We start from the raw sequence: 25,522 nt of genomic DNA on the forward strand, positions 1-25,522 counted from the left end.
ATCGGAAGGGACGGGCAGTAGTGGCACTCTGCCCGTGTGCTATCGCTGTCGGCTGCTGTGGGGATTTCTTTAACGACCGGCGCGGTGCGCCGGCCGTCGCCTCAGTGCGCCATGAAGCGGCGAATACCCTGAAGCTGGCTACGGATGGACGGAAGGGTCTGCTGCACGACTTGCATGGCATTCGGCAACGCCAGGTCGTCTGCACGCGTGGCCTGGAGCGCGGTGAAGTTGCCGGTGGCAAACGGCAGTACCACCTTGTGCTCTTCGCTGATGAACGCCAGGCGATCCCAGTCGCCGGCAATCAGATGACGTCCCGGTTTCGGATCGAACAGGCTGTGTCCGATGCCGTACTGATGCGCAGGATTCTGGACGCCCAGCAACGGCAACAGGGTGGGCAGCAGATCCATATGGCTGGTGCGCAGGGTTTCTTCGTGGCGCTCGCGGCCCGGCACCCAGAGCACCAGCGGTACGCGGATCTGTTCGTCGGAGAACGTCGAGTTGTGGCCCCAGCGGCCGTTCTCCATGAACTCTTCGCCATGGTCGCCGGTAATCACGATAAGGGTATTTTCCATCAGCCCGCGCGCCTTCAGGTGGTCGACCACACGGGCGATCTGACCGTCCAGGTGGTGCACCGCATTCAGGTAGCGCTTGTGGATGCCACCGATGTCCCGCTCCAGGTCCATGCTGGCGTAGCTGAAATCCGCCAGGTAATCCGGCTCGATCACCGACTCGGGCGGGAAGTTGTAATTGGCGTGCGGCGATTCGAAGAACATGAAGGTCATGAAGGGCCGGGCACTATCACGCTGATCGATGAACGCCAGCAGATCATCGATGTTCTTGCGGTCGCGCTGCCAGGTTTCGCCCTCTCCGTAGGCCTGCATCTGCTCCTGCGGTACCCGTACGAACAACGTCTTGTCGAATTCCGGATAGGTGAACTTGGCACTGGTGAACAGACGCATCTGGTAGTCCTGCTGCTGCAGAACGTCAATCAGGGGACTACCGACGCGAGCATTCAGAACCGGGAACCAGAGGCTGGCCGGAAGGCTATAGAACTGACTGAACAGCCCCATGCGGGTGCCGTTGCCGCCCGAAAAATGATTGCTGTAGCGAAGGGACTCTGCGGCAAAGGCATTGGTCTGTGGCATGACCCGGGGATTCAGCGTGTCGGCTCGCCAGGACTCGGCTACCAGCCACACCAGGTTCAGCGGCTTGGCCGGCGGCTGGATCTGCAGCGGTGCTTGCGGATAGGCCAGGCGGCCCTTGATGGCGACGTTCTCCACCTCCAGGCTCTGCGGACGCTCCATGCCCAGCGTGCCGACGAAGAACTCGCGCATGGTCAGCGGCTGATACAGCGGCAGGCGCTGGGCGGTCTCCAGCAGAGGGCTGTAACCGTAAAAATGGCTGACCGCGTGGCTGACCCGCTCGGTCAAGGTGCCCACCATGAACAGCGTGAGCGCCCAGGCCAGGCGGGGTACCGGCAGGCGCGGCAGGATGCGGGTCAGGGCGCTGGCCAGCAGGCGCAAGGCCAGTTGGCCGCCAACAAAGCCCAGGCCAATCAGCGCGAAGCCCAGGTAGCTGGATTCCGACGAGCCCAGCGCCGCGATGCCGCCAGGAGTGGTAATGATGTTCCAGACGAAACCATTGAGGTGGAAGCCGTACAGCTTCCACAGCAGGCCATCGGCGTAGAGCAATAGCTGAACGGCGGTGGTCAGCACCACGTGCAAGGCCAGTTGCGCGCCCCGGGGCAGCGGACGGGCCAGCTTGCTGATCAGCCAGGCCGGTGCCAGGAACATCAACGCATACGTGGAGATCAGGAGACCCTGATAGAACGCCATCCCCACGCTTTCCGGTGCATCCAGGAAGAACCCGAGGTGGACGGCCAACGCCAACCAGGAAAGCGTCCAGAAGAGGGTGTCTGCGCGACTGCGATGCGTGCTTGAAATCATGGCGTTCCTTTGTCCGGCTGGGATCGGTGGCGCTTAATCCCACAACACGAGCCGGAAGGCAAGTGCGAGGACAAGCAGCCTGGCGGAGAATCCGCGCTCAGCATGGCGGCACTATGCGGAAATTCTTGAGGAGCGAAATGCAGCCCCGCAGGGTCGCATTCAACGACCCTTCATGCGGCTGGACGCCGCTGACGCTGGTAAAGGAACTCCAGCACCGCGCCCCGGTAGTGGTGGTAGAGCGGATCGTTGGCCAACGCCAGGCGCTCACGCGGGCGCGGCAGCTCGACGGTGAGGATGTCGCCGACGGTGGCCGCCGGCCCGTTGCTCATCATCACGATGCGGTCGGAGAGCAGCACCGCCTCGTCCACGTCGTGGGTGACCATCACCACGGTGCTGCGGGTCTGGCCGACGATGCGCAGCAGTTCGTCCTGCAGATGGGCGCGGGTCAGGGCGTCCAGCGCGCCGAACGGTTCGTCCATCAGCAGCACCTTGGGTTCCATCACCAGCGCGCGGGCGATGCCGACGCGCTGCTTCATGCCGCCGGAAATCTCGCTGGGGTATTTGTGCAGCGCGTGGTCCAGGCCGACCATGCGCAGGGCCGCCTCGCTGCGTTCCCGGCGCTCGGCCTTGCTCCGGCTGGCGAACACCTTGTCGACGGCCAGCTGCACGTTGCCCAGGCAGGTCATCCACGGCAGCAGGCTGTGGTTCTGAAACACCACGGCGCGCTCCGGGCCGGGCCCGTCGATCTCGCGGCCGTTGCAGATCAGCCCACCTTCGCTGGGCTCCAGCAGCCCGGCGATCAGGTTGAGCACCGTGGACTTGCCGCAGCCGGAATGGCCGATCAGCGACACGAATTCGCCACGGGCGATGTCCAGGTTCACCTCGCGCAGGGCCACGAAGCGCCCCTTGCGGGTCTCGAAGTGTTTGCCGACGCGGGTCAGCTCGACGAACTTGTCCATGGGGTCTCCCGAATCAGCTGTGGTAGTCGAAGCGGCGGGCCAGCAGGAGCAGGCTCTGCTCCAGTGCCAGGCCGACCAGGCCGACGATGACGATGGCGATGAGGATGTGCGCCACGTTGAGGTTGTTCCATTCGTCCCACACCCAGAAGCCCAGGCCGATGCCGCCGGTGAGCATCTCCGCGGCGACGATCACCAGCCAGGCCACGCCGATGGCCAGGCGAATGCCGGTCATCAGGTGCGGAAGCACAGCCGGGAACAGGATGCGGGTCAGCACCTTGTACTCGGAGAGCTTCAGCACCCGGGCGACGTTCAGGTAGTCCTGCGGCACGCTGGCCACGCCGGCGGCGGTGTTGAGGATGATCGGCCAGATGGCGCTGATGAAGATCACCCAGATCGACGCCGGTCCGGCGGCCTCGAACACCAGCAGGCCGATCGGCAGCCAGACCAGCGGCGACACCGGGCGCAGCAGGCTGATGATGGGCGCCAGCATGCGCGCCAGGAAGGCGAAGCGGCCGATGGCGAAACCCAGCGGAATGCCGACCAGCGCCGCCAGACCGAAGCCGGCGCCGACCCGTCCCAGCGAGTGCAGGATGTTCCAGCCGATGCCCATGTCGTTGGGCCCGTTGTCGTAGAAGGGATCGGCGAACAGCTCCAGCGCCGCCTGCCCGGTGACCAGCGGGCCCGGCAGTCCTTCGCTGCGCGCTGCCAGCAGCGCCCAGAGGAAGAGGAACAGCAGGATACCGAGCAGCGGCGGCAGCACCTGCTGCAGGCTCTGGCGCAGCCAGGCGGCCATGGCCAGACGGCGCAGTGGGTGGGTTTCGCGGTGGGCCACCGGCGGTGGGCTCAGGGGAATGGACATGGGAACCTCCTCGGTCAGGCCTTGATGGCGAAGGAGCGGGCGTAGCCGGCCGGGTCACTGCCGTTCCAGACGGTGCCGTCAATCAGCGTGCTGCTGCGCAGCGGACTGGCCGGCACGGCCAGGCCCAGGGCGCCGGCGGCCTCGCTGAAGAGGCGGGTCTGGTTGACAGCCGCGGCGACGGCGGCGTAGTCCGGGTCTTCGGTCAGCAGTCCCCAGCGGCGGAACTGGGTCAGGAACCACATGCCGTCGGAGAGGTAGGGGAAATTCACGCTGCCGTCGCGGCAGAACTGCATGCTGTGCGGGTCCTGCCAGCTGTTGCCCAGGCCATCCTCGTAGTTGCCGAGGAAGCGTTGCTCGATCACCTGCACCGGGGCATTCACATAGGCCTTGCCGGCGATCAGCCGGGCGGTGCTGCGGCGGTTTTCCTCGTTGGCGTCGATGAAGCGGCCGGCTTCCAGCAGCGCCATGACCAGCGCGCGGGCGGTATTGGGGTACTGCTCGACGAAGGCGCGAGTGGTACCCAGCACCTTCTCCGGGTGGTCCGGCCAGATCTGCTGGCTGGTGGCCACGGTGAAGCCCACCTTGTCGAAGATGGCCCGGGCGCCCCAGGGCTCGCCGACGCAGAAGCCATCCATGTTGCCGACGCGCATGTTGGCCACCATCTGCGGCGGCGGCACGACGATGGTCTTCACGTCGCTCATCGGGTTGATGCCGTGCGCGCCCAGCCAGTAGTAGAGCCACATGGCATGGGTGCCGGTGGGGAAGGTCTGCGCGAAGGTCAGCGGGTTGGCGGACTGCTTCACGTGGGCGGCGAGCTGTTCGCCAGTGGTCACGCCGGCCTCGCGCAACTGCCTGGAAAGGGTGATGCCCTGGCCGTTCTGGTTGAGGCCCATGAGCACCGCCATGTCGCGCTGCGGGCCGGCCAGTCCGAGCTGGGCGCCGTACATCATGCCGTACAGCACGTGAGCGGCATCCAGCTCGCCGGTGTTCAGCTTGTCGCGCACGCCGGCCCAGGAGGCTTCCTTGCTGGGGGTGATGTTCAGCCCGTACTTGCTGCCGAAGCCCTGGGTGGCGGCCACCACCACCGAGGCGCAGTCGGTGAGCGGAATGAAGCCGATGCGCAGGTCGGTCTTTTCCGGCGCATCCGAGCCGGCCGCCCAGGCCGCGCTGCGCAGGAAGGCTGGCGCGGCCAGGCTCAGGCCGGCCACGGCGATGGACTGCTTGAGGAAGGTGCGACGGGTCGAATCACGTTCATTCATGAAGACTTCCTTTTTAGGGCAATAAAAAACGGCGTACGCGCCGGGTTCCCTGCGAGGGGAAGGCAACCCGGCGGACGCCGTTGTCCGCGATCCGCGGCCCGCCGCCATTGGCGTGCTGCGAGAGTTCACCATGAACGAAGCAAAGGCCTTGCCAAGTGACTAATGGCGATTAAAGTCTTTTGAAAACAATGACATGTGGCCCGGAGCGGTAGTCAGGAGTGCCCTGTCGTTGTGAGGGGAGAAGGAGCAATGCGCCAGGGCGGCGCACGCTGCGCGGTAGTAGGGCGACATCCGCGCAGTCTGGTCGACGCCTGGGTGTATGCCGCATCGGCGGCCGGGAAAGCGCCGCCGCCCTAGCGGAAGGCGCGGCGGATTCGCAGACCGTAGTGTGGTCAACGCAACGCGTTGGCCGCCGAGCATGGCCGCAATGCACACCGCATTGGCGGCCGGGAAAATCGCCGACCGCCCGAGGGGCCGGCGTTGCGCCGGCCCCTGAAGGTCAGGCCTCGGTCTTGCGCGCCTTGGCCGGCGGGGTGACCAGGCCGTCGGCGCGGAACATCGCCTTGATGCCACGGATGGCCTGGCGGATGCGGTCCTGGTTTTCAATCAGCGCGAAGCGCACATGATCGTCACCGTACTCGCCGAAGCCGATGCCCGGCGACACCGACACCTTGGCGTCGGCCAGCAGCTTCTTGGCGAACTCCAGCGAGCCCAGGTGTGCATAGGGCTCGGGGATCTTCGCCCAGATGTACATGGAGGCCTTGGGGTTCTCGACCATCCAGCCGGCCTCGTGCAAACCCTTGACCATCAGGTTGCGGCGCTGGCGGTACTGCTCGGCGATGTCGCGCACGCACTGCTGGTCGCCTTCCAGGGCCGCGATGGCCGCCACCTGCAGCGGGGTGAAGGTGCCGTAGTCGTGGTAGCTCTTGATGCGCGCCAGTGCGGCGACCAGTTCCGGGTTGCCGACCATGAAGCCGATACGCCAGCCGGCCATGTTGTAGCTCTTGGACAGGGTGAAGAATTCCACCGCCACGTCCTTGGCCCCCGGCACCTGCATGATCGACGGCGCCTTCCAGCCGTCGTAGACGATGTCCGCGTAGGCCAGGTCGTGCACCACCAGGATGTCGTACTGCTTGGCCAGGGCCACCACGCGCTCGAAGAAGTCCAGCTCCACGCACTGGGCGGTAGGGTTGGAGGGGAAACCGATGATGATCATCTTCGGCTTGGGGATCGACTCGCGGATCGCCCGTTCCAGCTCGGCGAAGAAGTCCATGCCGGGAATCAGCGGCACCGAACGTACCTGGGCGCCGGCGATCACCGCGCCGTAGATGTGGATCGGGTAGCTGGGATTAGGCACCAGCACGGTGTCGCCCTGATCCAGGGTGGCCAGCATCAGGTGCGCCAGGCCTTCCTTGGAGCCGATGGTGACGATGGCTTCGCTTTCCGGGTCGATCTCGACGGCATAGCGGTCCTGGTACCAGCGCGAGATGGCGCGGCGCAGGCGCGGAATGCCGCGCGAAGTGGAGTAGCCGTGGGTGTCTTCGCGCTGGGCGACCTGCACCAGTTTCTCGACGATATGCGGCGGGGTGGCGCCGTCCGGATTGCCCATGCTGAAGTCGATGATGTCCTCGCCACGGCGGCGGGCGGCCATCTTCAGTTCGGCGGTGATGTTGAAAACGTAGGGGGGCAGACGATCGATGCGCGCAAAGCGGCGCTTGCCGTGTTCGGCCATGATTTCCTCGATGTGACGTAAGCGCCCGGAACCGTCCGAGCGACGCTGGTCGCCTGTGCGACCGCCAGCGACGATACGCCCAAAGCGAGACGGGCGGCAATAGCCCGCTTCAGCCGCGCATCAGCGACTGCATGGCGATGATCTGCTCGGCCACCTGGATGAGCTTCTGCTGCCGGTCCATGGCCTGGCGGCGCATCAGGGTATAGGCCTCTTCCTCATCGCAGTGGCGGATCTTCATGAGCAGGCCCTTGGCCTGCTCGATGCGCTTGCGCTCGTTGAGCTGCGCTTCGCGCACCTGCAACTCGCTGCGCAGGGTCTGTTCGCTGTCGAAGCGGGCCATGGCCACGTCGAGAATGGGTTTCAGGCGCTGGGCCTGGATGCCTTCGACGATATAGGCGCTGACCCCCGAGCGAATCGCCTGGCGCATCACCTGTGGGTCCTGCTCGTCGGTGAACATCACGATCGGGCGTGGCTGGGCGCGCGACACCATGACCACCTGTTCAAGCACGTCACGACCAGGCGATTCGCTGTCGATGAGGATAACGTCCGGCTTGAGCGCCTCCACGCGGGCGGGCAGGTCGATGGTCGGGCCGGATTCGGCCGTCACCTCGAAGCCGGCCTCGCTCAGGGCCTGTCGGAGACGCCCCACATGGCGAGCGGTATCGTTGATCAGCAGGATGCGCAGCATGGCAGTCTCTCCACGATGTGCTCCGCCGAACCACTCCGCGCCTGCGCACAACAAGGGCGCACGGCAAGGCGGTCATGCCTCATTGTGGAACGGCGGCGCACGGGGCACGGCAGGGCGCGGTTGCGCCGTTATAGGTATGCCGATGCCGGAGCAACTGCCATGCCAGGGCGCCTGGCCCTGGATCAGCGCTCGATGATCTGCCGCACCTGGGACTTGGGAATCTGCCGGGTGCGCCCCTCGCTGTCCTCGTATTCGATCAGGCCGGTCTTCTTGTCGAGCTCGGGCTTGTCCTGACTGGCCAGCATCTGGCCGTCGGTCGTGGCGATGATGTAATCGCTGGCGCAACCCGCCAGCCCCAGCGCGCAGCACGCAGCAATGATCCAGTGCTTCATTGAGGAGCCTCCTACCGTTTCACCCGAACGGGCGTACAGGGCTGTGACCAGCCGGCAGGGCGGATGCTCCCCACGTTCGTCCGAACCCGCTCAGACGTGGAAGCGCGAACTGAGTCGCTCCAGGCGATCAGTGAGCGCCTGCAACTGCTCGCTTTCCTGGTCCAGGCGCCGGGCGTCATCGGCGTTGCGTTCGGCCACTTCGCGGATGCTCTGCAGGTTCTGGGCGATCTGCGTGCTGACCGCGCTCTGTTCCTGCGTGCTGGAGGCGATCAGGGTATTCATGCGGCTGATCGCCTCGATCTCGTCACCCATGGCAACCAGCAGTTCGCCCGCGCGGCGACTGTCCGTCACGCAGTCCAGCGCGGCTTCGCGGCTGCTTCGCATGACCTGGGCAGCGGCCTGGCTGCCGTGCTGCAAGCGTTCGAGGATGTCGTGGATCTCGCGGGTAGAATCGGCCGTGCGTTGCGCCAGGTTGCGCACTTCGTCGGCCACCACGGCGAAGCCACGACCAGCTTCGCCGGCCCGTGCCGCCTCGATGGCCGCGTTGAGGGCCAGCAGGTTGGTCTGCCCGGCGATGCTGCCGATCACCTCCAGTACCTTGCTGACCTGCTCGGACTGCTCGGCCAGCGCCTGCACGGTCTGGTTTGCGTCATTCAACCGTTCAGCCAGCGCGTCGATCGCCTGCTGCGAGACCCTGAGCAGGCGGTCGCCTGCGTCGGATTTCTCGTTGATCCCCTGGGCTGCGCGAGCCGCTTCGCTGGCGTGGTCGGCGACGCTCTCGATGGCGGCGACCATCTCGTCCATGGCCGCCAGCATTTGTGCGGTTTCGTCCAGCTGTCGGTTGGCGCCGCTGCGTAATTGGTCGGTGGTGGCCGCCAGATGATCGGCCGACTGCTCCAACTGGCGGCTGTCGCGCACCACCGCGCCGGTGAGTTCGCCGAGCTCGTCGAGGAATTCGTTGAAGCGCTGGGCAATCGGCCCGCGCTGGGGAATGCGGTAGGTCAGGTTGATCTTGTCGTCGGACACCAGGCGATCGGTGGCGGTCATCAGGCCTTCGCCTTCTGCGGCGGCCTTGTGGCTCTGCTGCGCCAGGTACACCAGGATGGCTGTTTCCAGCACCACGTAGAAGGCGTGCAGGAAGATGGTGCCCCAGCCGCCCTGCTGGATCACCACCAGATCGAAGCCGCGGGTCTGCAGGGCGAAGAACACCAGGTGATGTACAGCCGCCGTCCCCGCCGCCGTGAGAATCGGCAGCCAGTCGCGGTAGAACAGCAGGACCGCCAGAAGCACGAAGATGCCGAAGTGGAACTCCACCACGCCGTGGGCCAGGTTGATCTGCAGGGCGGCCATCACCATGAAAGCTGCGCCCATCAGGCTGCGCAGCAGACGCTGGCCGGGAATCAGCTGGCCGAGCACGGTCAGCGTCACGCAGGTGAGGCCACCGATCACCAGGGCTTGCCCGGCATTGTCGAACCAGAAGCCCAGGATCAGGGCGTAGAGAAACATCGCCCAGAGCACGCCGCGCATGACGCGGTCGGCCTGGCGGTGATGGCGTTGGAGGGAAGTCAGGCTCTGGTTCATGGTCGGCAGCCAAAAAAAAATTAATGGAAAACCCCGCGCGGCGTTCGGGAACGCGCACGGATGCGGCAAGGACCGTTTAGTTGTTATTGGGCGGCGAGGGAGAAGCAGCGGGTGCCGGCGGGCGCAGGAAACACCCGCGGCAAAAGTGTGGGCATTATGCTAGCACGGCGCCCTACGGCTCAAATGCTTAAAACTGATACCAAGCGAGTGATGCTTGGCTGATTGTTGAACTAACTGAACGGGCCTTCGGCCAGGCGAGTCTCGATGCTGATCTGCACCTGGGTCATCAGCTTGTGCAGTGGGCAGTGGCCGGCCACCCGCTTCAACTCGGCGCGCTGATCGTCGGTCAGGCTGCCACGCAGGGTCAGTTCCGCGGTCATCGCGTAGAAACCCTCCTTCTCGCGACTGCCATCGTGGCTGACTTCCACGCTGATGCCGGTCAGCGGGATGCCGTTCTGACGGGCGTAATGGGTCACGGTCAGCGCCTTGCAGGTCGCCAGGGCGACATCGAAGTAGTCGTGGGGCTCGGGTGCGCTGCCCTGGCCACCCAGGCCAATCGGCAGGTCGGTGGCCAGTTCATGGCGCCCGTCCACCATGACGCTGTGGCGGTAGCTGGCACTGGTCAGGGTATGCACGACGATGCTCATGGACGTTCTCCAGCGAGTGATCGAGCAAGGTAGAGCACCTGAGGCGGCACTTGTTCCGCCGGGCCGACCGGCCTTTCATGCGAGAATCCCGCCGCTGACCGACGCGGGGTCAACAGGCCCCAGGGGGAGAAACACCATGCATGAAGACTTCTGGCGGGCGCGCTGGAACCGTAACGAGATCGGCTTTCACCTGTCCGAAGTGAATCCCTGGTTGCTGCGGCACTGGGCCGTAGAGCCGGGAGCCCGGGTGCTGGTGCCGCTGTGCGGCAAGAGCCTGGACATGGCCTGGCTGGCCGGGCAGGGCCATCGGGTGCTGGGCGTGGAGCTGATGGAAACGGCCGTGCAGGCCTTCTTTGCGGAGCAGGGACTGACACCTCACATCATCGAAAACGGTCGTTTCCGCTGCTACCGGCACGGCGAGCTGGAGCTCTGGTGCGGCGATTTCTTCGCCCTGCGCGCCGAGGATGTGGCCGACTGCCCGCACTTCTACGACCGGGCGGCGCTGATCGCCCTGCCGCCGGCCCTGCGCGAGCGCTACGTGGCTCACCTGTCGGCGATCCTGCCGGAACGCTGCGAAGGGTTGCTGGTGACGGTGGACTATGACCAGGCGCTGCGCGACGGTCCGCCGTTCGCGGTCGACGACAGCGAGGTGCGCGAGCGCTGGGGCGCGGCCGGCTGGTCGGTGACGCTACTGGAGCATCGCGACGTGCTGGCGGAGAACTGGAAATTCCTGAAGCTGGGCGCCACCCGGCTGGACGAGACGGCCTACCGGCTGGCGCGCTGAATCAGCTGTTCTGCTGCAGGTTGCGCACGAAGGTGTCGGCTTCGTCGATCGCGCGCTGCATGTCGCGCAGCAGCTGGTCGACGTTGCCCTGCAGGGTGCGGTATTCGCCCTGCAGCGCGCTGATGGCGCGGGCATTGAGGTTGTGCTTGAGAAACAGCACCTGGTCGCGCAGCACGCTCAGTACCGGCTCGATACGGCGTTCGGCGGCGCGCATGCGCCCCAGCAGGGTCTTGTACTGCGCACGGGTGCGCTTGAGTTCGGCGGCGCTGGCGTTGCGCAGGCTGGCATTGCTATACAGCTTGAGCTCGCCTTCCCACTCTTCGAACAGCGCCTCGGCCACATCCTCGACGGCTTCGATGCGCGCGCGTACCTCCTTGGCACTGGATTCGCTGGCCAAGTATTCCTTGTTCAGCGCCTCGTAGCGGGCCTCGAGCTCACCGCCCTTCACCTGCACCACGCTGCGGTAGCGATCCAGTGCGCTCTGGAACTGCTCCTTGGCCTCCTGCTGGCTGTCGCGGGCCTCTTCCACACGGTCGACCAGGATGTCGCGCTTGTGCACGCCGACCTTCTCCATGGCGGCGTAATAGGCGCTCTGGCAGCCTGTCAGGCCGAGCAGGGCGGTAAATAGCAGGGCGGAAAGGGGGCGCAGCATAAAGAGTCCTCGGCGTGAAAATGGCGACACTGTAACCCAACCCCTCTCCCCTGGCCCCTCTCCCGCAAGGAGAGAGGGGAACGCAATCGCCTTGACCTTCCCCTCCCACCAGGACGCAGTGGAGAGGGGAACGCAATCGGACACCTCCCTCTCCCTTTGCGGGAGAGGGCTGGGGAGAGGGGGGTGAGAATAAAAAAGGGCGACCGAAGTCGCCCAAGCAAGTGTGAAACGGGGGTGGCCGATCAGCGCAGGGCGCGCAGGGCCTCGATACGGTCTTCCAGCGGCGGGTGGGTCATGAACAGGCCGGCCAGGCCGTGCTTGAGGCCGCCGTTGATGCCGAAAGCGGTGAGGCTGTCGGGCATCTGCACCGGTACCTCGCTCTCCGCGCGCAGGCGCTGCAGGGCGGCGATCATCGCACCGGTGCCGGCCAGGCGGGCGCCGGCCTCGTCGGCCTTGAATTCGCGTTTGCGCGAGAACCACATGACGATGATGCTGGCCAGAATGCCGAGGACCAGTTCGGCGAAGATAGTGGCGATGAAGTAACCGATGCCGTGGCCGTCCTCGTTCTTGAAGATGGCCTTGTCCACGAAGTTGCCGAAGATGCGCGCGAAGAACATCACGAAGGTGTTCACCACGCCCTGAATCAGCGCCAGTGTGACCATGTCGCCATTGGCCACGTGGCCGATCTCGTGAGCCAGCACGGCGCGCACTTCATCGGGGGAGAAGCGCTCCAGCAGGCCCTGGCTGACCGCGACCAGCGCGTCGTTCTTGTTCCAGCCGGTGGCAAAGGCGTTGGATTCGTAGGCCGGGAAGATACCCACTTCCGGCATCTTGATGCCAGCTTCGCGCGACAGCTGCTCGACGGTCTGCAGCAGCCATTGTTCGTGGCGCGTCTGCGGCTGGGTGATGATCTGGGTGCCGGTGCTCATCTTGGCCATCCACTTGGAGATGAACAGCGAGACCAGCGAGCCGGCGAAGCCGAACACGGCGCAGAAAACCAGCAGGCTGCCGTAGTTCTGGCCGGTGAAGCGATCGACCCCGAGCAGTTTCAGGGTGATGCTGGCGATGATCAGCACCGCCAGGTTGGTGGCCAGGAACAGGAAAATACGCATCATGGTGTGGGCGAACTCCACTGAGGAATAACGGAACGCTGGTTATATAAGGTTCGGGCGAGGCCTATTCAACCGAGGGACTATTGCAAACTGTGTCCCCTGGCTGCGCCTCGCCCGTCTTGCGGAGACGGCACACGACCCTGCGCGGCAGGGTCGTTGTCGTCACTGGCGGTAGGTCTTCATGAAATTGCCGATGCGGCGGATGGCCATGTCCAGATCGTCCACGCGCGGCAGGGTGACCACGCGGAAGTGGTCCGGCCACGGCCAGTTGAAGGCGGTGCCCTGCACGATGAGGATCTTCTCGGAGAGCAGCAGGTCCAGGGCGAACTTCTCGTCGTTGTGGATCGGGCAGACCTTCGGGTCGATGCGCGGGAAGGCGTACAGCGCGCCCATCGGCTTCACGCAGCTGATGCCGGGGATGTCATTGAGCAGTTCGTAGGCGCGGTTGCGCTGCTCGAACAGACGGCCGCGCGGCAGCACCAGGTCGTTGATGCTCTGATAACCGCCCAGGGCGGTCTGGATGGCGTGCTGGGCCGGCACGTTGGCGCACAGGCGCATGTTGGCCAGCATGTCCAGGCCTTCGATGTAGCCCTTGGCCAGGTGCTTGGGACCGGAAATCGCGATCCAGCCGGAGCGGAAGCCCGCCACCCGGTAGGACTTGGACAGGCCGTTGAAGGTCAGGCACAGCACGTCCGGCGCCAGCGAGGCGGTGGCGATGTGCTCGGCGTCGTCGTAGAGGATCTTGTCGTAGATCTCGTCGGAGAACAGGATCAGGTTGTGCTGGCGGGCCAGCTCGACGATGGCCTCCAGGCATTCCTTGGAATACACCGCGCCGGTGGGGTTGTTCGGGTTGATGAGCACCAGCGCCTTGGTATTCGGGGTGATCTTGGCCTTCATGTCGGCCAGGTCGGGGAACCAGCCGGCCTGCTCGTCGCACAGGTAGTGCACCGGCTTGCCGCCGGCCAGGCTCACGGCGGCAGTCCACAGCGGGTAATCGGGCGCCGGCAGCAGCACCTCGTCACCGTTGTTCAGCAGCGCCTGCATGGACATCATGATCAGCTCGGAGACGCCGTTGCCGAGGTAGACATCCTCGATGCCCACTCCCTCGACGTTCTTCTGCTGGTAGTACTGCATGACTGCCTTGCGGGCGCTGAACAGACCCTTGGAGTCGCTGTAGCCCTGGGCGGTCGGCAGGTTGCGGATCACGTCCTGGAGGATTTCCTCCGGGGCCTCGAAGCCGAACGGCGCCGGGTTGCCGATATTCAGCTTGAGAACGCGGTGACCTTCGTCCTCCAGGCGTTTGGCGTGCTTGAGCACCGGCCCGCGAATGTCATAGCAAACGTTGGCGAGCTTGTTCGACTTACTGATCTGCATGATGCTGAGTGTTCCCGAAGTGAACGTCGCGAGGCTGCACGGCCACGTGCAGTCGAGGGCGGCGAGGAGCGCCTTGGCAGCATCCGCGTGCGCTGCCAGACTGGCGGTTGAAAGCCACGCATGATACGTCTGGCCTGCAAGCGGGGAAAGGTGCAGGCGGGCATTTTCCGAAGTCAGGAGCCGCGATGGACAAGATCGACAAACCCCTCGACGCCTGGCGCGACGAGCTTACGCCCGAACAGTTCCATATCTGCCGCCTGGGCGGCACCGAGCGCGCGTTCAGCGGCGAGTACTACGCCACCCGTACACCCGGTATCTACCAGTGCGCCTGCTGCCAGGCCCCGCTGTTCGACTCCGACACCAAGTACGATTCCGGCAGCGGCTGGCCGAGCTATTTCCAGCCGGTAAGTAACGAGGCGGTCAGGGAACTGGAGGATTCCAGCCATGGCATGCAGCGCATCGAAGTCCGCTGTGCGCGCTGCGATGCCCATCTCGGCCATGTATTCCCGGACGGCCCGCGGCCAACCGGATTGCGTTACTGCATCAACTCGGCATCGCTCACGCTGGTGCCGAAGACGGACCCCGCCTGATCAAGGAGCGTTACCCCGATGACCGATCTGCTGCAGATCCCGCTGACCGATATCAATGGACAGGAAACCCGGCTGGCCGATTACGGCGCCCGGGCGCTGCTGGTGGTCAATACCGCCAGCCGCTGCGGCTTCACCCCGCAGTACGAAGGCTTGGAACAGCTCTGGCGGCAGTACAAGGATCGTGGACTGGCGGTGCTGGGCTTTCCCTGCAACCAGTTCGGCGCCCAGGAGCCGGGCAGCGAAGAGGAGATCGCCAGCTTCTGCTCGATGAACTTTGGCGTCAGCTTCCCCCTGTTTCGCAAGCTGGACGTGAACGGCCCGAGCACCCATCCGCTGTTTGCCGAGCTCAAGCGCCGCGCGCCCGGCCTGCTGGGCAGCCAGCGCATCAAGTGGAACTTCACCAAGTTCCTGATCAGCGGAGACGGCTCGCGCGTCGAGCGCTTCGCGCCCACCACCAAGCCCGAAGCCCTGCAAGAGGCGGTGGAGAACCTGCTGCGTTAAGGAGTAACCCCCTTGGATTCCCGACTGATCGCGCTGCTGGAGCGGGCCGACCGCCTGGCGCAGCGACTCGAACCCCTGTTGCCGATCGAACCGCCGGTGATCGACTGGACCACCACCCTGGCCGCGCGCTGGCAGCGCCAGGGGCGCAGTGGATTCTTGCAGCCGCTGCGGGTGAGCCATGACCTGCGTCTGGACGATCTGCTGGGCGTGGATCTGCAGCGCGAGCAGCTGGCCCGCAACACCCGCCAGTTCGTCGCCGGGCTGCCTGCCAACCACGCCCTGCTGTGGGGTGCGCGGGGCACCGGCAAGAGCTCGTTGGTGCGCGCGTTGCTGGCCGAGCATTGGCCAGCCGGATTGCGCCTGGTGGAGATCGAGCGCGACCACCTGGCTGATCTGCCACGGGTGGTGGAGCTGATCAGCGATCAGCCGCAACGCTTCGTGCTGTTCTGCGACGACCTGTCATTCGAAGCCGGGGAAGGCGAGTACCGCGTACTGAAGAGCGTGCTGGACGGCTCGCTGGAACGGGCGCCGGACAACGTGCTGCTGTACGCCACCTCCAACCGCCGGCACCTGGTGCCGGAGCGGCAGAGCGACAACGACAACTGGGAGCGAGTGGATGGCGAACTGCACCCGAGCGAGGCGGTGGAGGACAAGATCGCGCTGTCCGACCGCTTCGGCCTCTGGCTGTCCTTCTATCCCTTTACCCAGGAGCACTACCTGTCGGTGGTGCGCCACTGGATCGGCAGCCTGGCGGCCCAGGCCGGGTTGAGCTGGGCATGGGACGAAGAGCTGGAGAAGGCCGCGGTGCGCTGGGCGACTGGACGTGGCAACCGCAACGGACGCTGTGCCTACCAGTTCGCACGGCAGTGGGTGGGGCTCCGGCTGTTGCAGTGAGCGCGCCGCGCGTGCGGAGGTGGGGCGCAGCGCAGCGCTGCGGCGTTGCGCCCCACAAAGGCGGCAGGTCTCAGTCGTAGACCTGTTTCTTGCGCCACGGATCGTCGATTTCCTCCTGGGTGAGACCGACGGTCAGCTCATCTTCCTCTTCCTCGGTAGGCTCGCGGTCCAGCGCCAGGTCGTTCGCCCGTTCCAGATGCTTGGCCAGCTCGCGAAGCTCGATGCGATAGCGATCCTGATCCGCCTGGCGGCGCAGGAACTGCACCGCGCGCTCGAAGGCCAGGCGCGCCTGGCGGGGCTTGTCCTGCTGCAGCAGTTGCACGCCTACGCTGGTAAAGAAGTCGATGTGCAGCTGCACCATCATGTGGCGGATCTCGTCGACCCAGTGGCGCGCCTCGGCGGTGGTGATGAGGTTTTCGCGCGCCGCGCGGGTGATCACACCGTGCAGGCCTTCGAGCAGGAAGCGCACTTCCTTGGCCTTGTTTTCGGTGTTGATCGCCTGCGGCAGGTTCTTCACCGGCAGGTTCTCTCCCTTGCCCAGCAACACCACCAGCTCGTCGATGCGCGTGACCAACTCGGTATTCTCGGGTGCCATGGGGCGCAGCCGCTCGCTCAGCTTGAGCTCCAGCTTGCACATCAGCAGCTTCAGCGCGGGTGTCATCATCTGCCCGGGCAGAATCTCGCTGAGGTCGGCACAGCGGCGAACGCGCTCGGTGAGTTCGGCTTTCTGGCGCTGTCGCTCCAGCTTGCGGCGCTCGATCTGCTGGCTCGCATAAACCAGGATGATCGCAACGAACAGTGCGGCGAAGACCAGGGCGGTGATAAGGGCTGGAGACAACGGCTTTCCTCCGATGATGGCATCTGGCCCCGAGTGTAGAGATTTCTCCCCGTGGCTCCTAGGGTCAATTAAGCTTTCGTCGCGCGCCCGGATTCCTGAGGCGCAGCGACGCATCGTGCCGCTTCAGCGGAACGCTGGAAAGCACGCGCTGCGGCAGGGCGACGGAGCGTCATTGGCGCTGAACGTTTTTTGAGCAGAAGTCATTGATTTAAAAAAAGTTTTGTTTGGGTGTTGACGCCTCCCCGAGGCATCCATAAAATGCGCCCCACTTCCAGCGCAGACGGCAACGCCAAGCGGGGAAGCCGGAAAAAAGTTTGTCAAAACTGTTGTAAGTTCCGGGCCGCGTCCCCTTCGTCTAGTGGCCTAGGACACCGCCCTTTCACGGCGGTAACAGGGGTTCGAGTCCCCTAGGGGACGCCAATAAGCGGGAATAGCTCAGTTGGTAGAGCACGACCTTGCCAAGGTCGGGGTCGCGAGTTCGAGTCTCGTTTCCCGCTCCAGATTCTTCCACAGCGCTGCATGTCGCTGGGGTAGTTAGCCGAAAGGCTGGCGTCACGACCGAAAGGTCACACATGCGGGAATAGCTCAGTTGGTAGAGCACGACCTTGCCAAGGTCGGGGTCGCGAGTTCGAGTCTCGTTTCCCGCTCCAAATACAGAAAAAAGCGACCGAAAGGTCGCTTTTTTCGTTTCTGCCTGGCGTATTACCTCACCCGTGCCGAAGGGAGCCGCCCATGATCGAAGCCACCTGGATCGCCTTCGCGTTCGGACTGGGCCTGGTGGCCCGGGTCATTGGCCTGCCGCCGCTGATCGGCTATCTCGGCGCCGGGTTCGCCCTGGCCGCGTTCGACAACCAGCTCGGCATCACCCGCCAGGACAGCGAGATCCTGGCCCATCTGTCGCACCTGGGCGTGTTGCTGCTGCTGTTCACCGTGGGTCTCAAGCTCAAGCTCGGCAACCTGGCCCGCCCGGAAGTGGTGGGCGGCAGCGTGCTGCATTTCGCGCTGTCCTCCGTGCTGATGCTGCCGCCGATCCTGCTGTTCCTGGAGGTCGGCTGGTACGAGGCGCTGATGCTCTCGGTGGTACTGGCGTTCTCCAGCACCGTGCTGGCCGCCAAGGTGCTGGAGAGTCGCCGCGAACTGAAGGCCTTCCATGGTCGCGTGGCGATCGGCGTGCTGATCATGCAGGACCTGATCGCCCTGCTGGTGATGAGCCTGACCAGCGGCCAGGTGCCCTCGGCCTGGGCGCTGCTGGTCTTCCTGCTGCCGCTGCTGCGCCCGCTGCTGTTCCGGTTGCTCGATCACAGCGGTCATGAAGAGTTGCTGGTGCTGCTCGGCCTGATGCTGGCGCTGGTGGTTGGCGGCCTCGGCTTCGAGTCGGTGGGACTCAGTTCCGAGCTGGGCGCGCTGGCCTTCGGCGCCATGCTGGCCAAGCATCCGCGCGCCGGCGAGTTGTCCAACTCCCTGTGGTCGGTCAAGGAAGTCTTCCTGGTCGGCTTTTTCCTGCAGATCGGCATCGGCGGATTGCCGGATGCCGACGCGCTGATCTTCGCGGCGTTGATGTCGCTGCTGCTGCCGCTGAAGACCGTGCTGTTCTTCTTCCTGTTCCTGGCCTTCCGCCTGCGATCGCGCAGCGCCTTCCTCAGCGCCGCCAGCCTGACCAACTACAGCGAATTCGGCCTGATCGTCATGAGCGTGGCCATGCCGCAATGGCTGGTGCCGCTGGCCATCACCGTGGCCTTCTCGTTCATCCTGTCCGCGCAGTTCAACCGGGTCTCCGCGTCGCTCTACAACCGGCTGGCCAGCCGGCTGGTGCGGCTGGAGCGCAACACCCGCCATCCCGACGAACAGCCGGTGTCGCTGGGCGATGCGCAGATTCTGGTCATGGGTATGGGGCGCTCCGGGCGCGCCGCCTACCACTACCTCAAGGAAAAAGGCTACCGGCTGATCAGTCTGGATTCCGACCCGGTAGCCGTCGAACGGGCGGCCGGCGAGGGCTGCAACGTCCTGTATGCCGACGCGGAAGACCAGACATTCTGGCAAAGCCTGGAAATGCGCCAGGTCGAGGCGGTGATCCTGACCATGAACGACGCCGAGGCGAAGGTCATCGCCAGTCGCAAGCTGCGTGAAAGGGGCTTTACCGGCCTGCTGGTTTCCCATGCCCTCTACGAGGACGTCGCCCGGCAGATCGAGGCGGCGGGCGCGGATCACACCTACCTGACCATGAGCGAGGCCGGCGCTGGTCTGGCGCAGAACGTGGCGATGCAACTGGAAGCCCGCCACGCACGACCGCAGGTCTGAGGCTCAGGCGCTGGCGCCGTAGGCAAAGGCCCGCGCGAGCCAGCGCTCACGTGTCCTGGGGCTGGCGGTCTTCACCGGGCCGAAGTTCGTCACGGTGACCGGCCTGATGCCGCAGAACCCGAGAATGGTGCGCCGCATCTGCTGGTGCCCGGGCATCCGATACACCCAGCGGTAATACCAGGGCGGCGTATCCAGGGTGACCAGCAGATGCGCCGAGCGCCCCACCAGCAGCCCGTCGGCCATCAGGGAATCCTTGCGAAAGCGGAAGGCGAAGCCCGGCAAGAGCACCCGGTCGAAGAAGCCCTTCAGCAGGGCCGGTATCGAGCCCCACCAGATCGGATAGACGAAGACCAGGTGCTGAGCCCAGGTGATCGCTTCCTGGGCGGCCAGTAGGTCGGGCTCCAGCGGCTGGATGCAGTTGTAGCCCTCGTGGAGGATGGGATCGAACCGCAGCGACCCGAGCGCGAGGCTGCGCACCTCATGACCTGCTGCTTCCGCCCCCTTGACGTAGGCCTGGGCGAGCGCGCCGCACAGGCTGTCCTGTGCGGGATGGCCGAGGATGACCAGAATTCGTTTGTTCATGCCGACTCCTTTTCTGGGAAAGCGGCAGCCTAAGGATTGCCCCTAGGGGAAGGGTCAAGCGTTTTTTTCGCAGTCCCACAGGGCGGGCGCGTCAATCAGACGTTGCCGAAGGTCATTCAACTGTCCGATCCGTGTCGTTGCGGCGTCGACCTGCGCCTGCAGGGTGCGCCGCTTGCGATCGATCTGTTCGACGATGTCATCCAGGCTGGGCGCCTGGCCGGTGGATGCGCCCCGCAGGGTCTCGGCCAGTTCCTTGAGCGTGAAGCCGAGCGTCTGTGCGCAGCGAATGGTTTCGACCATGCCGATCACCTCCGGCGCATAGACGCGATACGTGCCCCGGCGCCGGGGCGTCGGAATGAGCCCCAGTTCCTCGTAGAGGTAGATCGCCTTGCGCGACGCGCCGGTCCGCTTCGAGAGATCGCCGATATACATGTCGTGGCCCACATCAGCCCCGGCCGAGGGCGGAAACCAGGCCGGCGATGAAGAATACGCCCGCCAGAAACAGAATCTGGTTGCGCTGGCGATCCGTGAACACATAGCTCTGGCCCCTGCTCTGGGCGTACACATCGCCCGTCAGGGCCACCACGACCGCGGCGGGGGTGAACAGCAGAAGCGAAATCATGATGAACCAGCGCTTGCGGAACCAGGGTAGCTCGGCATAGGGCGTGTCGATCTTCGTGAAGGCTTTCGGATTCATGGGGTTTCCATCGGGGCTTCCGGAAAGGCAGGACCAACTGAGCCCCGCATCGCCCATATCATATTGATTGCTCTGGGCAGAAGTCTGTCGGGTACGTTGATCTGGATCACGGGCGCGATGTGGCGCGCTTTTGTAGGAGCGAACTTCAGTCGCGAGCCTCGAACCCGACCGCACAACGCGGACACAGGCAGGCCCGGTCCACCTGATCCGGCGGCAGCCGTTGCAGCGCTTCCGGGCTCACCGTCACCTGTCGACACCAGCATTCCGCGTCGAAATGCCCGGCGGCGGCCGGCGCGCACTGATTCGCACCGCCACACAGCGGACAGCGTTGGAGGGGAAGGGGGTTCTGCATACGTTGACTACCTGTAAGGGGCCGAGCGGCGCGCGGATTCTGCATCACCGCGCCATCAGTGCAAATACGCCCCAGCCCAGGTACTCGCGCGTATACGTGGCATAACGCACCGGTTCCGAGGTCAGTTGGGCGCGCACCTCGTTCGCCAGCTCGTCGCCGGGATTGGCGGCCAGCCAGCGGCGCATGGTGAGCCATTTGGCCGCCTCGTATCGGTCCCAGCCGTCCTGGTCGGCCAACACCATTTCCACCACGTCATAGCCGAGGCGGCCTAACGAGGCGAGCAGCTCCGGCAGCAGGAGAAAGTCGGCCATCGAATGGGCCTGGCAGCCCCTGGCCACGTCCTCCGACGGCGGTAGCTGTCGCCAGTAGGGTTCGCCGATAAGGATGATTCCTCCGCTGCGCAGACTGCGTGCCAGCAGCGCGAGGGTGCCGGCGACGCCGCCGCCTATCCAGCTGGCGCCGACACAGGCGGCCACATCGACCTTCTCATCGGAGACATAGCCGGCGGCATCGCCGTGGACGAACGTGACCCGATCGGCCACGCCCAGCTCCACGGCACGGCGCTTCGCCTGCTCGCTGAACAGCTGGCTCAGATCGACGCCGGTGCCCACCACGCCGTGATCGCGCGCCCAAGTGCAGAGCATCTCCCCCGAACCGCTGCCCAGGTCGAGTACCCGGGCACCCGGCTCCAGGCGCAGCGCCGCACCGAGCGTGGCGAGCTTGTCGGGCGTGATCGGATTGTGGATACGGTGAGCGCTTTCCGTGATGTTGAAGATGCGCGGGATGTCCATGGGTAGATTCCTCAATTGAGTGCTTACGGCTCGGGCCCTTGCGCATCAGGAGCAACGCTACCTGCCTCGCCCAGCAACCGGAGTGTCCGCGCATCCGGCTCTCCTGCAAAGAGACGTTCCAGCGCAGCGCCGAAAACCGGCTCGTCGGGATCGGCGCGGGCGAACAGGGTCATGCACGAGCGGAACTTCAGCGCATCGAGCTCGCCCAGCACCAACTCCGCTCCGAGGGGCTGGTGCGCCAGCATGGCTGCCGTGGCGTCGCGCAGCCGCTGGCCCAGCAGCGGATGCGCAAGATACGCCCGCGCCTCGGCCAGTCCACTCAAACCGTAATAGTCGGCGTTGACGCTGCGCCCCAGCCCCTTGAGCTGAGGAAATACGAACCAGATCCAGTGCGTTCTTTTCCGGCCGGCACGCAGCTCGGCCAGCGCCGTGGCGTAGGAGGCTTCCTGGGCTGCGATGAAACGCGAAAGATCGAACGCATCGGTACTCATGAGATTTCCGCCGGCTGGAGTAAATGCCTGCTCGCCATCGGAGCAGTCCCTGCACGATAGCAACGGTGTCGGGGACGACCAGCGCAGGAGGCGCGGCTCCGGCCGGGAATTAGAAAACGGACAACGCCAGCCTGACCACCATGAACCACAGCACGAGGCTGGAAAGGATATACGCCAGGAATCGCGCACGATGTTCACCGTGCAGTGAATGAGGCTGTGCAGCACACGCAAGCCCACAAACGCCCAAGCGCAATACAGGTACACCGCATCAACGCTCTGCGACACCAGCAGCACGGCACACAAGGCATAGAACACCACCGGCAGCTCGAACAGGTTCTTCAGGTTGTTCGAGGCATGGTTGACGCTCGCCGGCAGAATCAGGTATTGGTCCACTTCACTTCCTTTTCAGTCGGGCCGGTCGGCGAAGACCGACGGTCGGGCCGATCAGACCAGCCTATGCAGCTCGCTGCCTTGGCCGGGGTGCCGCTTTTGCGCTGCGCGGCGTGTCGCCGTGCTTTGGATGGGGCGAGCTCTCGCTGTAGATAAATCTACCCCCTTTGGGGGTAAATTAAATAAATCTACCCACTTTGCCGTCAGAAATCCTGAGCTTTTATAAAAAGAACATGCCTATGTAGACCAGAAGTAGCATTCCGCCTGTAACCGCTCGCTCTTTCGGATCGGAGCTGGAAGGCATGAGGCCCAAGAGTGTATGGATCTTTCCATTGCCGAGGCATGAGTAAACTCCGTGCGCGACTGAGCACTGAACAAGAATATACGGCCAAAAAGCATTCCAATTACCAAGGAACCTGAAAGAGCTAAAAATGGAGACGGCTAAAAGGGTGAGGAATATAGGGCCCTTCCATTCGGTGATAAATTTCATTGTTCAATCGTTTTGTTGGGAAATATGTTGATTCATGGCCGATTTGCTTCAATAGGTGGCTCGGTGGGAGGGGGAATGTTAAATTGGGTCATCTTCCCCACGTAAAAAAGGACAGATTTATTTTTTGGACACATCGCCGTGCTTTGGATGGTGAGCGTTCTTGCTTTAAATAAATCTGTCCCCTTTGTTTTGACTGCAAAGGACTAGCCGAAGAACTTTCTAGCGTCACCGGCGAGCCGCTCCAATTGACCAGCTTCCACGATGAGAGAGCCTTCCGCCCGCCAATCCGCGGTTCCAGGAATGATGTCTCGTAGTTTCACTCGGAGTGAGATGTGACCTAGAGCATCCGAGGTTGCGGACACGGCCAGATGCCCCTCTAGTGATTCCATTTTCTTCTCACCGGACCAGCCCTTCCAGTTTGCAGCGAGGTCTTGGAAAAACGCTGACCAATTCTGCGGTTGTATTTCATAGACGCGAACCGAAGCGGAGAGAGGCGTCGAGACGAGGGAAACATCGAAGTGACAACCATCGTAGCCTGTAAGTCCACGTGGCACGGTGCCGACAATTGTCAACTTGCCGTCATCATCCGTGCTGCGTATCTCAAATACAGCTGCTTCCATATTCATGCAGTCCAACGCCGCGCTCTGCGGCAAATTTGAAGCGCAGCGGAAAATTTGTCCGTCAGCAGCGCCTTGTTAGCTCATTCTGCCATGATTTTTTCCCATCTATACTGACAGTAACTGCATTTTCCTTCATTGTATTGATCTTCTAGCCCCAATGGCTCTTCGCACATTTCACAGTGGGTGTATTCCATTTCATAGTCGCATGCTACACAACAACCTTCTTCATGGATGAAAGTGCTTTTCCCACACTCATGACATTCATCATAAGGAGAGTCGCCACCATCCATTGCATTTCTGATTGCTTCTCCAGCCAAAGAATCATCGATACATTGTTCAAGCACATCATCAAAACAGAAATCATGCCCACATGATTTGCAATGTAAATTAATAGTTGGGTAGACATCATCAGAATACGGTGCTTGTATCAGTGAAGAATGGCATTGACTGCAGCGAAGATTCTTTAGCGCTACCTCAACTGAATGATATTTCCAGTCAATTGCATCAATAGTTGCCTTACAAGCTTTCTCTTCTGCCGAGTAAACATCACTCACTTCAAGCAATGTTGCCCAGCAATCATTACCGAGACTTTCTTGAGGGTCTTGATCTAAGTGCTCTGATAAAAAATCCCGAATCAATAGAAACGACTTGGCTACGATTTCACGAACAGCATCAGGAGATTCAGATGTATAGTAGTGCTCTAAATCGTTTCTTAGCTTGTTAATTTCCTCGAATCTATTCCAGTCAACTGCGACGTTCAAGCTGCTGAATCTTTCTTTTATGGACTGAACATCAACCGTCTTGTGGCCTTTACCCTCAAAAACTATTTCGCCTTTTTCATTTTGAACAGGCCTAATGTTTTGCTTAATTAGCAGTTCTTTGTTGTCGCTCGGAGATAGCTGACAGAGTTTTTCTTTGTAAAGCAATAAAATGCCAGCCGCAATGTTTCTTACAGCAGAAACGCTGCGCCTATCGTCATCACTTTGAAAATCTTCAACACCAATTTGAATTGAGTCGATCGCATTTTGGATAATGCTCATTGCCTCTCCTGAGAGCTAACGCCCGGCTTTGGGGCGGACTTGTAGCCGCGCAGCGGCGGAAAGGCCGTCCCAGCCCCAACGGGGCGACAACAGCCGATTGTTAGGTCTAACCCCCACCGTAGTAGACGATAGACCCGAAAGTAAACTTATACCCATGCTCAGCGCTCCACTCTGGGAAAGACTTCTGCTTGCTGCCACCCCGATACTCCCGCCAAGCACTTAGCAAGCTGCGGTAATACGCTATCTCTTCCATATGCTTGGCCTTTGATTCATTTATCGGCAGCCGCATGGCGTATGCCACTGCCTTAGCAAGTGCCGCATCTGCTTCAGACTCTGAGCCAAGAAATTTCGACTCAGAAAGATGGTGAGTTGCAAAATCTACGCTCTGCAATTCTTGAAGGACAAGGCGGCTTAACGAGATTGGGTCCTCAGAGTCTTCCCGCAGAGCACGCTCAAAAAGCTCTGGCTTCCCGCAAACTACCCCACACCACCGATACGGCTCAGGGGAGCTCGGACCCTCATCACACCACTTCTGAAGTACATCTCCGATATACGCTACGGCTGGCTGCGGGAAGAATTGGTGCACATCTCGGTTACAAAAATACAGCTCAGCTAATTCACGAGCCATAACCCGCTGCTCATCAACAGGGAGCTTGCGTGACTGCTCTATAAATGAGCGCAATTCAACAAGAGCCTCCTTCTTGAGGCCCTTTTCTCTCAAGAGGCAATAGCGCGCGTAACCCTCATAGCCGTTCCTCTGTTGCAAAGATTCGGCTATCTCTCTCAGGCCTTTGAAATTGGTCTGGTTCCAGTAGTGCATGCTAGACCTAACGTAGAGCTAACCGGCGCTGCGCGGCTTTATCGCGCAGCGTCCAGCGACTGAAAGGAGCGAGGTTGAGCGCCAGGTTAGAGCGCATGGTTTCCCTCCACGACCATTAGGGCCAATGCATTTTCATGTAAGTT

At 63.0% G+C, this 25,522-nt stretch carries 27 protein-coding genes, 3 tRNA genes and 1 pseudogene; 8 read left to right on the top strand and 23 right to left on the bottom strand.

The annotated features are described in order from the left end of the window. Window positions 1–101: 101 nt before the first annotated feature. The 9 genes from PT85_RS07855 to PT85_RS07895 form a co-directional block, all read right to left on the bottom strand. Window positions 102–1,946: a sulfatase-like hydrolase/transferase gene (locus tag PT85_RS07855; RefSeq protein WP_039561848.1), complete on the bottom strand. Its 1,845-nt coding sequence runs from the start codon at window positions 1,944–1,946 to the stop codon at window positions 102–104. Window positions 1,947–2,116: 170 nt separating this feature from the next. Continuing rightward, window positions 2,117–2,905, bottom strand: a complete 789-nt coding sequence (locus PT85_RS07860) for an ABC transporter ATP-binding protein (RefSeq protein WP_039606341.1) — start codon at window positions 2,903–2,905, stop codon at window positions 2,117–2,119. 13 nt (window positions 2,906–2,918) lie between these two features. Beyond that, complete coding sequence (ntrB, locus tag PT85_RS07865) at window positions 2,919–3,698, bottom strand: nitrate ABC transporter permease (RefSeq protein WP_139182002.1); 780 nt, start codon at window positions 3,696–3,698, stop codon at window positions 2,919–2,921. An 80-nt stretch (window positions 3,699–3,778) separates the two neighbouring features. After that, window positions 3,779–5,023 carry a CmpA/NrtA family ABC transporter substrate-binding protein gene (locus tag PT85_RS07870; RefSeq protein WP_027589788.1) on the bottom strand — a complete coding sequence of 415 codons (1,245 nt, stop codon included), beginning with the start codon at window positions 5,021–5,023 and terminating at the stop codon, window positions 3,779–3,781. A 499-nt stretch (window positions 5,024–5,522) separates the two neighbouring features. Beyond that, the gene (gene alaC, locus PT85_RS07875; RefSeq protein WP_027589789.1) at window positions 5,523–6,755 is read right to left on the bottom strand and encodes an alanine transaminase; all 1,233 of its coding nucleotides are present in this window, start codon (window positions 6,753–6,755) and stop codon (window positions 5,523–5,525) included. Between the two features lie 109 nt (window positions 6,756–6,864). After that, window positions 6,865–7,443 carry an ANTAR domain-containing response regulator gene (locus tag PT85_RS07880; RefSeq protein WP_039561854.1) on the bottom strand — a complete coding sequence of 193 codons (579 nt, stop codon included), beginning with the start codon at window positions 7,441–7,443 and terminating at the stop codon, window positions 6,865–6,867. Between the two features lie 182 nt (window positions 7,444–7,625). Then, on the bottom strand, window positions 7,626–7,835 hold the full coding sequence (locus PT85_RS07885) for a YgdI/YgdR family lipoprotein (protein ID WP_027589791.1): 210 nt from the start codon (window positions 7,833–7,835) through the stop codon (window positions 7,626–7,628). Window positions 7,836–7,925: 90 nt separating this feature from the next. Then, complete coding sequence (locus tag PT85_RS07890; RefSeq protein WP_027589792.1) at window positions 7,926–9,416, bottom strand: methyl-accepting chemotaxis protein; 1,491 nt, start codon at window positions 9,414–9,416, stop codon at window positions 7,926–7,928. Between the two features lie 230 nt (window positions 9,417–9,646). Next, entirely contained in the window at window positions 9,647–10,063 is a 417-nt protein-coding gene (locus PT85_RS07895; RefSeq protein ID WP_039606342.1) for an OsmC family protein, read from the bottom strand. A gap of 136 nt (window positions 10,064–10,199) precedes the next feature. Between PT85_RS07895 and PT85_RS07900 the strand changes: the two genes are divergently transcribed. After that, window positions 10,200–10,847 carry a thiopurine S-methyltransferase gene (locus tag PT85_RS07900; RefSeq protein ID WP_039606343.1) on the top strand — a complete coding sequence of 216 codons (648 nt, stop codon included), beginning with the start codon at window positions 10,200–10,202 and terminating at the stop codon, window positions 10,845–10,847. Window position 10,848: 1 nt separating this feature from the next. Here the strand turns inward: PT85_RS07900 and PT85_RS07905 are convergent, their stop codons facing one another. The 3 genes from PT85_RS07905 to PT85_RS07915 all read right to left on the bottom strand — a co-directional run bounded on the left by PT85_RS07905 (window position 10,849) and on the right by PT85_RS07915 (window position 13,985). Further along, a complete protein-coding gene (locus PT85_RS07905) occupies window positions 10,849–11,499 on the bottom strand; it encodes a DUF2959 domain-containing protein (RefSeq protein ID WP_039606344.1) in 651 nt (216 codons plus the stop codon). 242 nt (window positions 11,500–11,741) lie between these two features. Next, window positions 11,742–12,614, bottom strand: coding sequence for a protease HtpX (gene htpX, locus PT85_RS07910; protein ID WP_027591780.1), 873 nt, complete (start codon window positions 12,612–12,614; stop codon window positions 11,742–11,744). A 159-nt stretch (window positions 12,615–12,773) separates the two neighbouring features. Continuing rightward, window positions 12,774–13,985, bottom strand: a complete 1,212-nt coding sequence (locus PT85_RS07915; RefSeq protein WP_027591781.1) for a pyridoxal phosphate-dependent aminotransferase — start codon at window positions 13,983–13,985, stop codon at window positions 12,774–12,776. A gap of 185 nt (window positions 13,986–14,170) precedes the next feature. On the opposite strand from PT85_RS07915, the gene msrB reads away from it, so the two are divergent. From msrB to PT85_RS07930, 3 genes are read left to right on the top strand one after another with little or no spacing between them, the layout of a single operon-like run. Continuing rightward, complete coding sequence (gene msrB, locus PT85_RS07920; protein ID WP_027591782.1) at window positions 14,171–14,575, top strand: peptide-methionine (R)-S-oxide reductase MsrB; 405 nt, start codon at window positions 14,171–14,173, stop codon at window positions 14,573–14,575. 18 nt (window positions 14,576–14,593) lie between these two features. Beyond that, entirely contained in the window at window positions 14,594–15,076 is a 483-nt protein-coding gene (locus tag PT85_RS07925; protein WP_039606345.1) for a glutathione peroxidase, read from the top strand. Window positions 15,077–15,088: 12 nt separating this feature from the next. Beyond that, window positions 15,089–15,970 carry an ATP-binding protein gene (locus tag PT85_RS07930; RefSeq protein ID WP_039606346.1) on the top strand — a complete coding sequence of 294 codons (882 nt, stop codon included), beginning with the start codon at window positions 15,089–15,091 and terminating at the stop codon, window positions 15,968–15,970. Between the two features lie 70 nt (window positions 15,971–16,040). Here PT85_RS07930 and PT85_RS07935 read toward each other — a convergent pair whose 3' ends face one another. After that, window positions 16,041–16,808, bottom strand: coding sequence for a hypothetical protein (locus PT85_RS07935; protein ID WP_027591785.1), 768 nt, complete (start codon window positions 16,806–16,808; stop codon window positions 16,041–16,043). A 344-nt stretch (window positions 16,809–17,152) separates the two neighbouring features. Between PT85_RS07935 and PT85_RS07940 the strand changes: the two genes are divergently transcribed. The 4 genes from PT85_RS07940 (at window position 17,153) to PT85_RS07955 (ending at window position 19,106) form a co-directional block, all read left to right on the top strand. Beyond that, window positions 17,153–17,228: transfer RNA gene (locus PT85_RS07940), tRNA-Glu, on the top strand. Between the two features lie 4 nt (window positions 17,229–17,232). Next, a tRNA-Gly gene (locus PT85_RS07945) sits at window positions 17,233–17,308 on the top strand. Between the two features lie 74 nt (window positions 17,309–17,382). Continuing rightward, a tRNA-Gly gene (locus tag PT85_RS07950) sits at window positions 17,383–17,458 on the top strand. An 82-nt stretch (window positions 17,459–17,540) separates the two neighbouring features. Beyond that, on the top strand, window positions 17,541–19,106 hold the full coding sequence (locus PT85_RS07955) for a cation:proton antiporter family protein (protein WP_039606347.1): 1,566 nt from the start codon (window positions 17,541–17,543) through the stop codon (window positions 19,104–19,106). A gap of 3 nt (window positions 19,107–19,109) precedes the next feature. Here the strand turns inward: PT85_RS07955 and PT85_RS07960 are convergent, their stop codons facing one another. The 10 genes and pseudogenes from PT85_RS07960 to PT85_RS18025 form a co-directional block, all read right to left on the bottom strand. Then, complete coding sequence (locus tag PT85_RS07960; RefSeq protein WP_027591711.1) at window positions 19,110–19,688, bottom strand: NAD(P)H-dependent oxidoreductase; 579 nt, start codon at window positions 19,686–19,688, stop codon at window positions 19,110–19,112. A 54-nt stretch (window positions 19,689–19,742) separates the two neighbouring features. Further along, complete coding sequence (locus tag PT85_RS07965) at window positions 19,743–20,120, bottom strand: MerR family transcriptional regulator (protein ID WP_039606348.1); 378 nt, start codon at window positions 20,118–20,120, stop codon at window positions 19,743–19,745. 13 nt (window positions 20,121–20,133) lie between these two features. Beyond that, on the bottom strand, window positions 20,134–20,385 hold the full coding sequence (locus PT85_RS18175; RefSeq protein ID WP_027591713.1) for a hypothetical protein: 252 nt from the start codon (window positions 20,383–20,385) through the stop codon (window positions 20,134–20,136). A gap of 145 nt (window positions 20,386–20,530) precedes the next feature. Beyond that, window positions 20,531–20,782 (bottom strand): cysteine-rich CWC family protein, encoded by a 252-nt coding sequence (locus PT85_RS17755; protein WP_324606725.1) that lies wholly within the window; start codon window positions 20,780–20,782, stop codon window positions 20,531–20,533. Beyond that, the gene (locus PT85_RS07975; protein ID WP_027591714.1) at window positions 20,782–21,528 is read right to left on the bottom strand and encodes an SAM-dependent methyltransferase; all 747 of its coding nucleotides are present in this window, start codon (window positions 21,526–21,528) and stop codon (window positions 20,782–20,784) included. The genes PT85_RS17755 and PT85_RS07975 overlap by 1 nt, the downstream gene beginning before the upstream one ends. Window positions 21,529–21,551: 23 nt before the next feature. After that, entirely contained in the window at window positions 21,552–22,019 is a 468-nt protein-coding gene (locus PT85_RS18280; protein ID WP_039606404.1) for a DUF1810 domain-containing protein, read from the bottom strand. Window positions 22,020–22,214: 195 nt separating this feature from the next. After that, window positions 22,215–22,412 (bottom strand): annotated as a pseudogene (locus PT85_RS18365) (MAPEG family protein); the annotation flags it as partial. A 690-nt stretch (window positions 22,413–23,102) separates the two neighbouring features. Continuing rightward, window positions 23,103–23,525, bottom strand: coding sequence for a DUF6228 family protein (locus tag PT85_RS18015; RefSeq protein ID WP_139181976.1), 423 nt, complete (start codon window positions 23,523–23,525; stop codon window positions 23,103–23,105). A 74-nt stretch (window positions 23,526–23,599) separates the two neighbouring features. Beyond that, window positions 23,600–24,559 carry a hypothetical protein gene (locus tag PT85_RS18020; RefSeq protein WP_074467475.1) on the bottom strand — a complete coding sequence of 320 codons (960 nt, stop codon included), beginning with the start codon at window positions 24,557–24,559 and terminating at the stop codon, window positions 23,600–23,602. A 106-nt stretch (window positions 24,560–24,665) separates the two neighbouring features. Next, complete coding sequence (locus tag PT85_RS18025) at window positions 24,666–25,379, bottom strand: hypothetical protein (RefSeq protein WP_139181975.1); 714 nt, start codon at window positions 25,377–25,379, stop codon at window positions 24,666–24,668. Window positions 25,380–25,522 lie beyond the last annotated feature (143 nt).

This window comes from Pseudomonas flexibilis (assembly GCF_000806415.1).
Taxonomy (GTDB): domain Bacteria; phylum Pseudomonadota; class Gammaproteobacteria; order Pseudomonadales; family Pseudomonadaceae; genus Serpens; species Serpens flexibilis.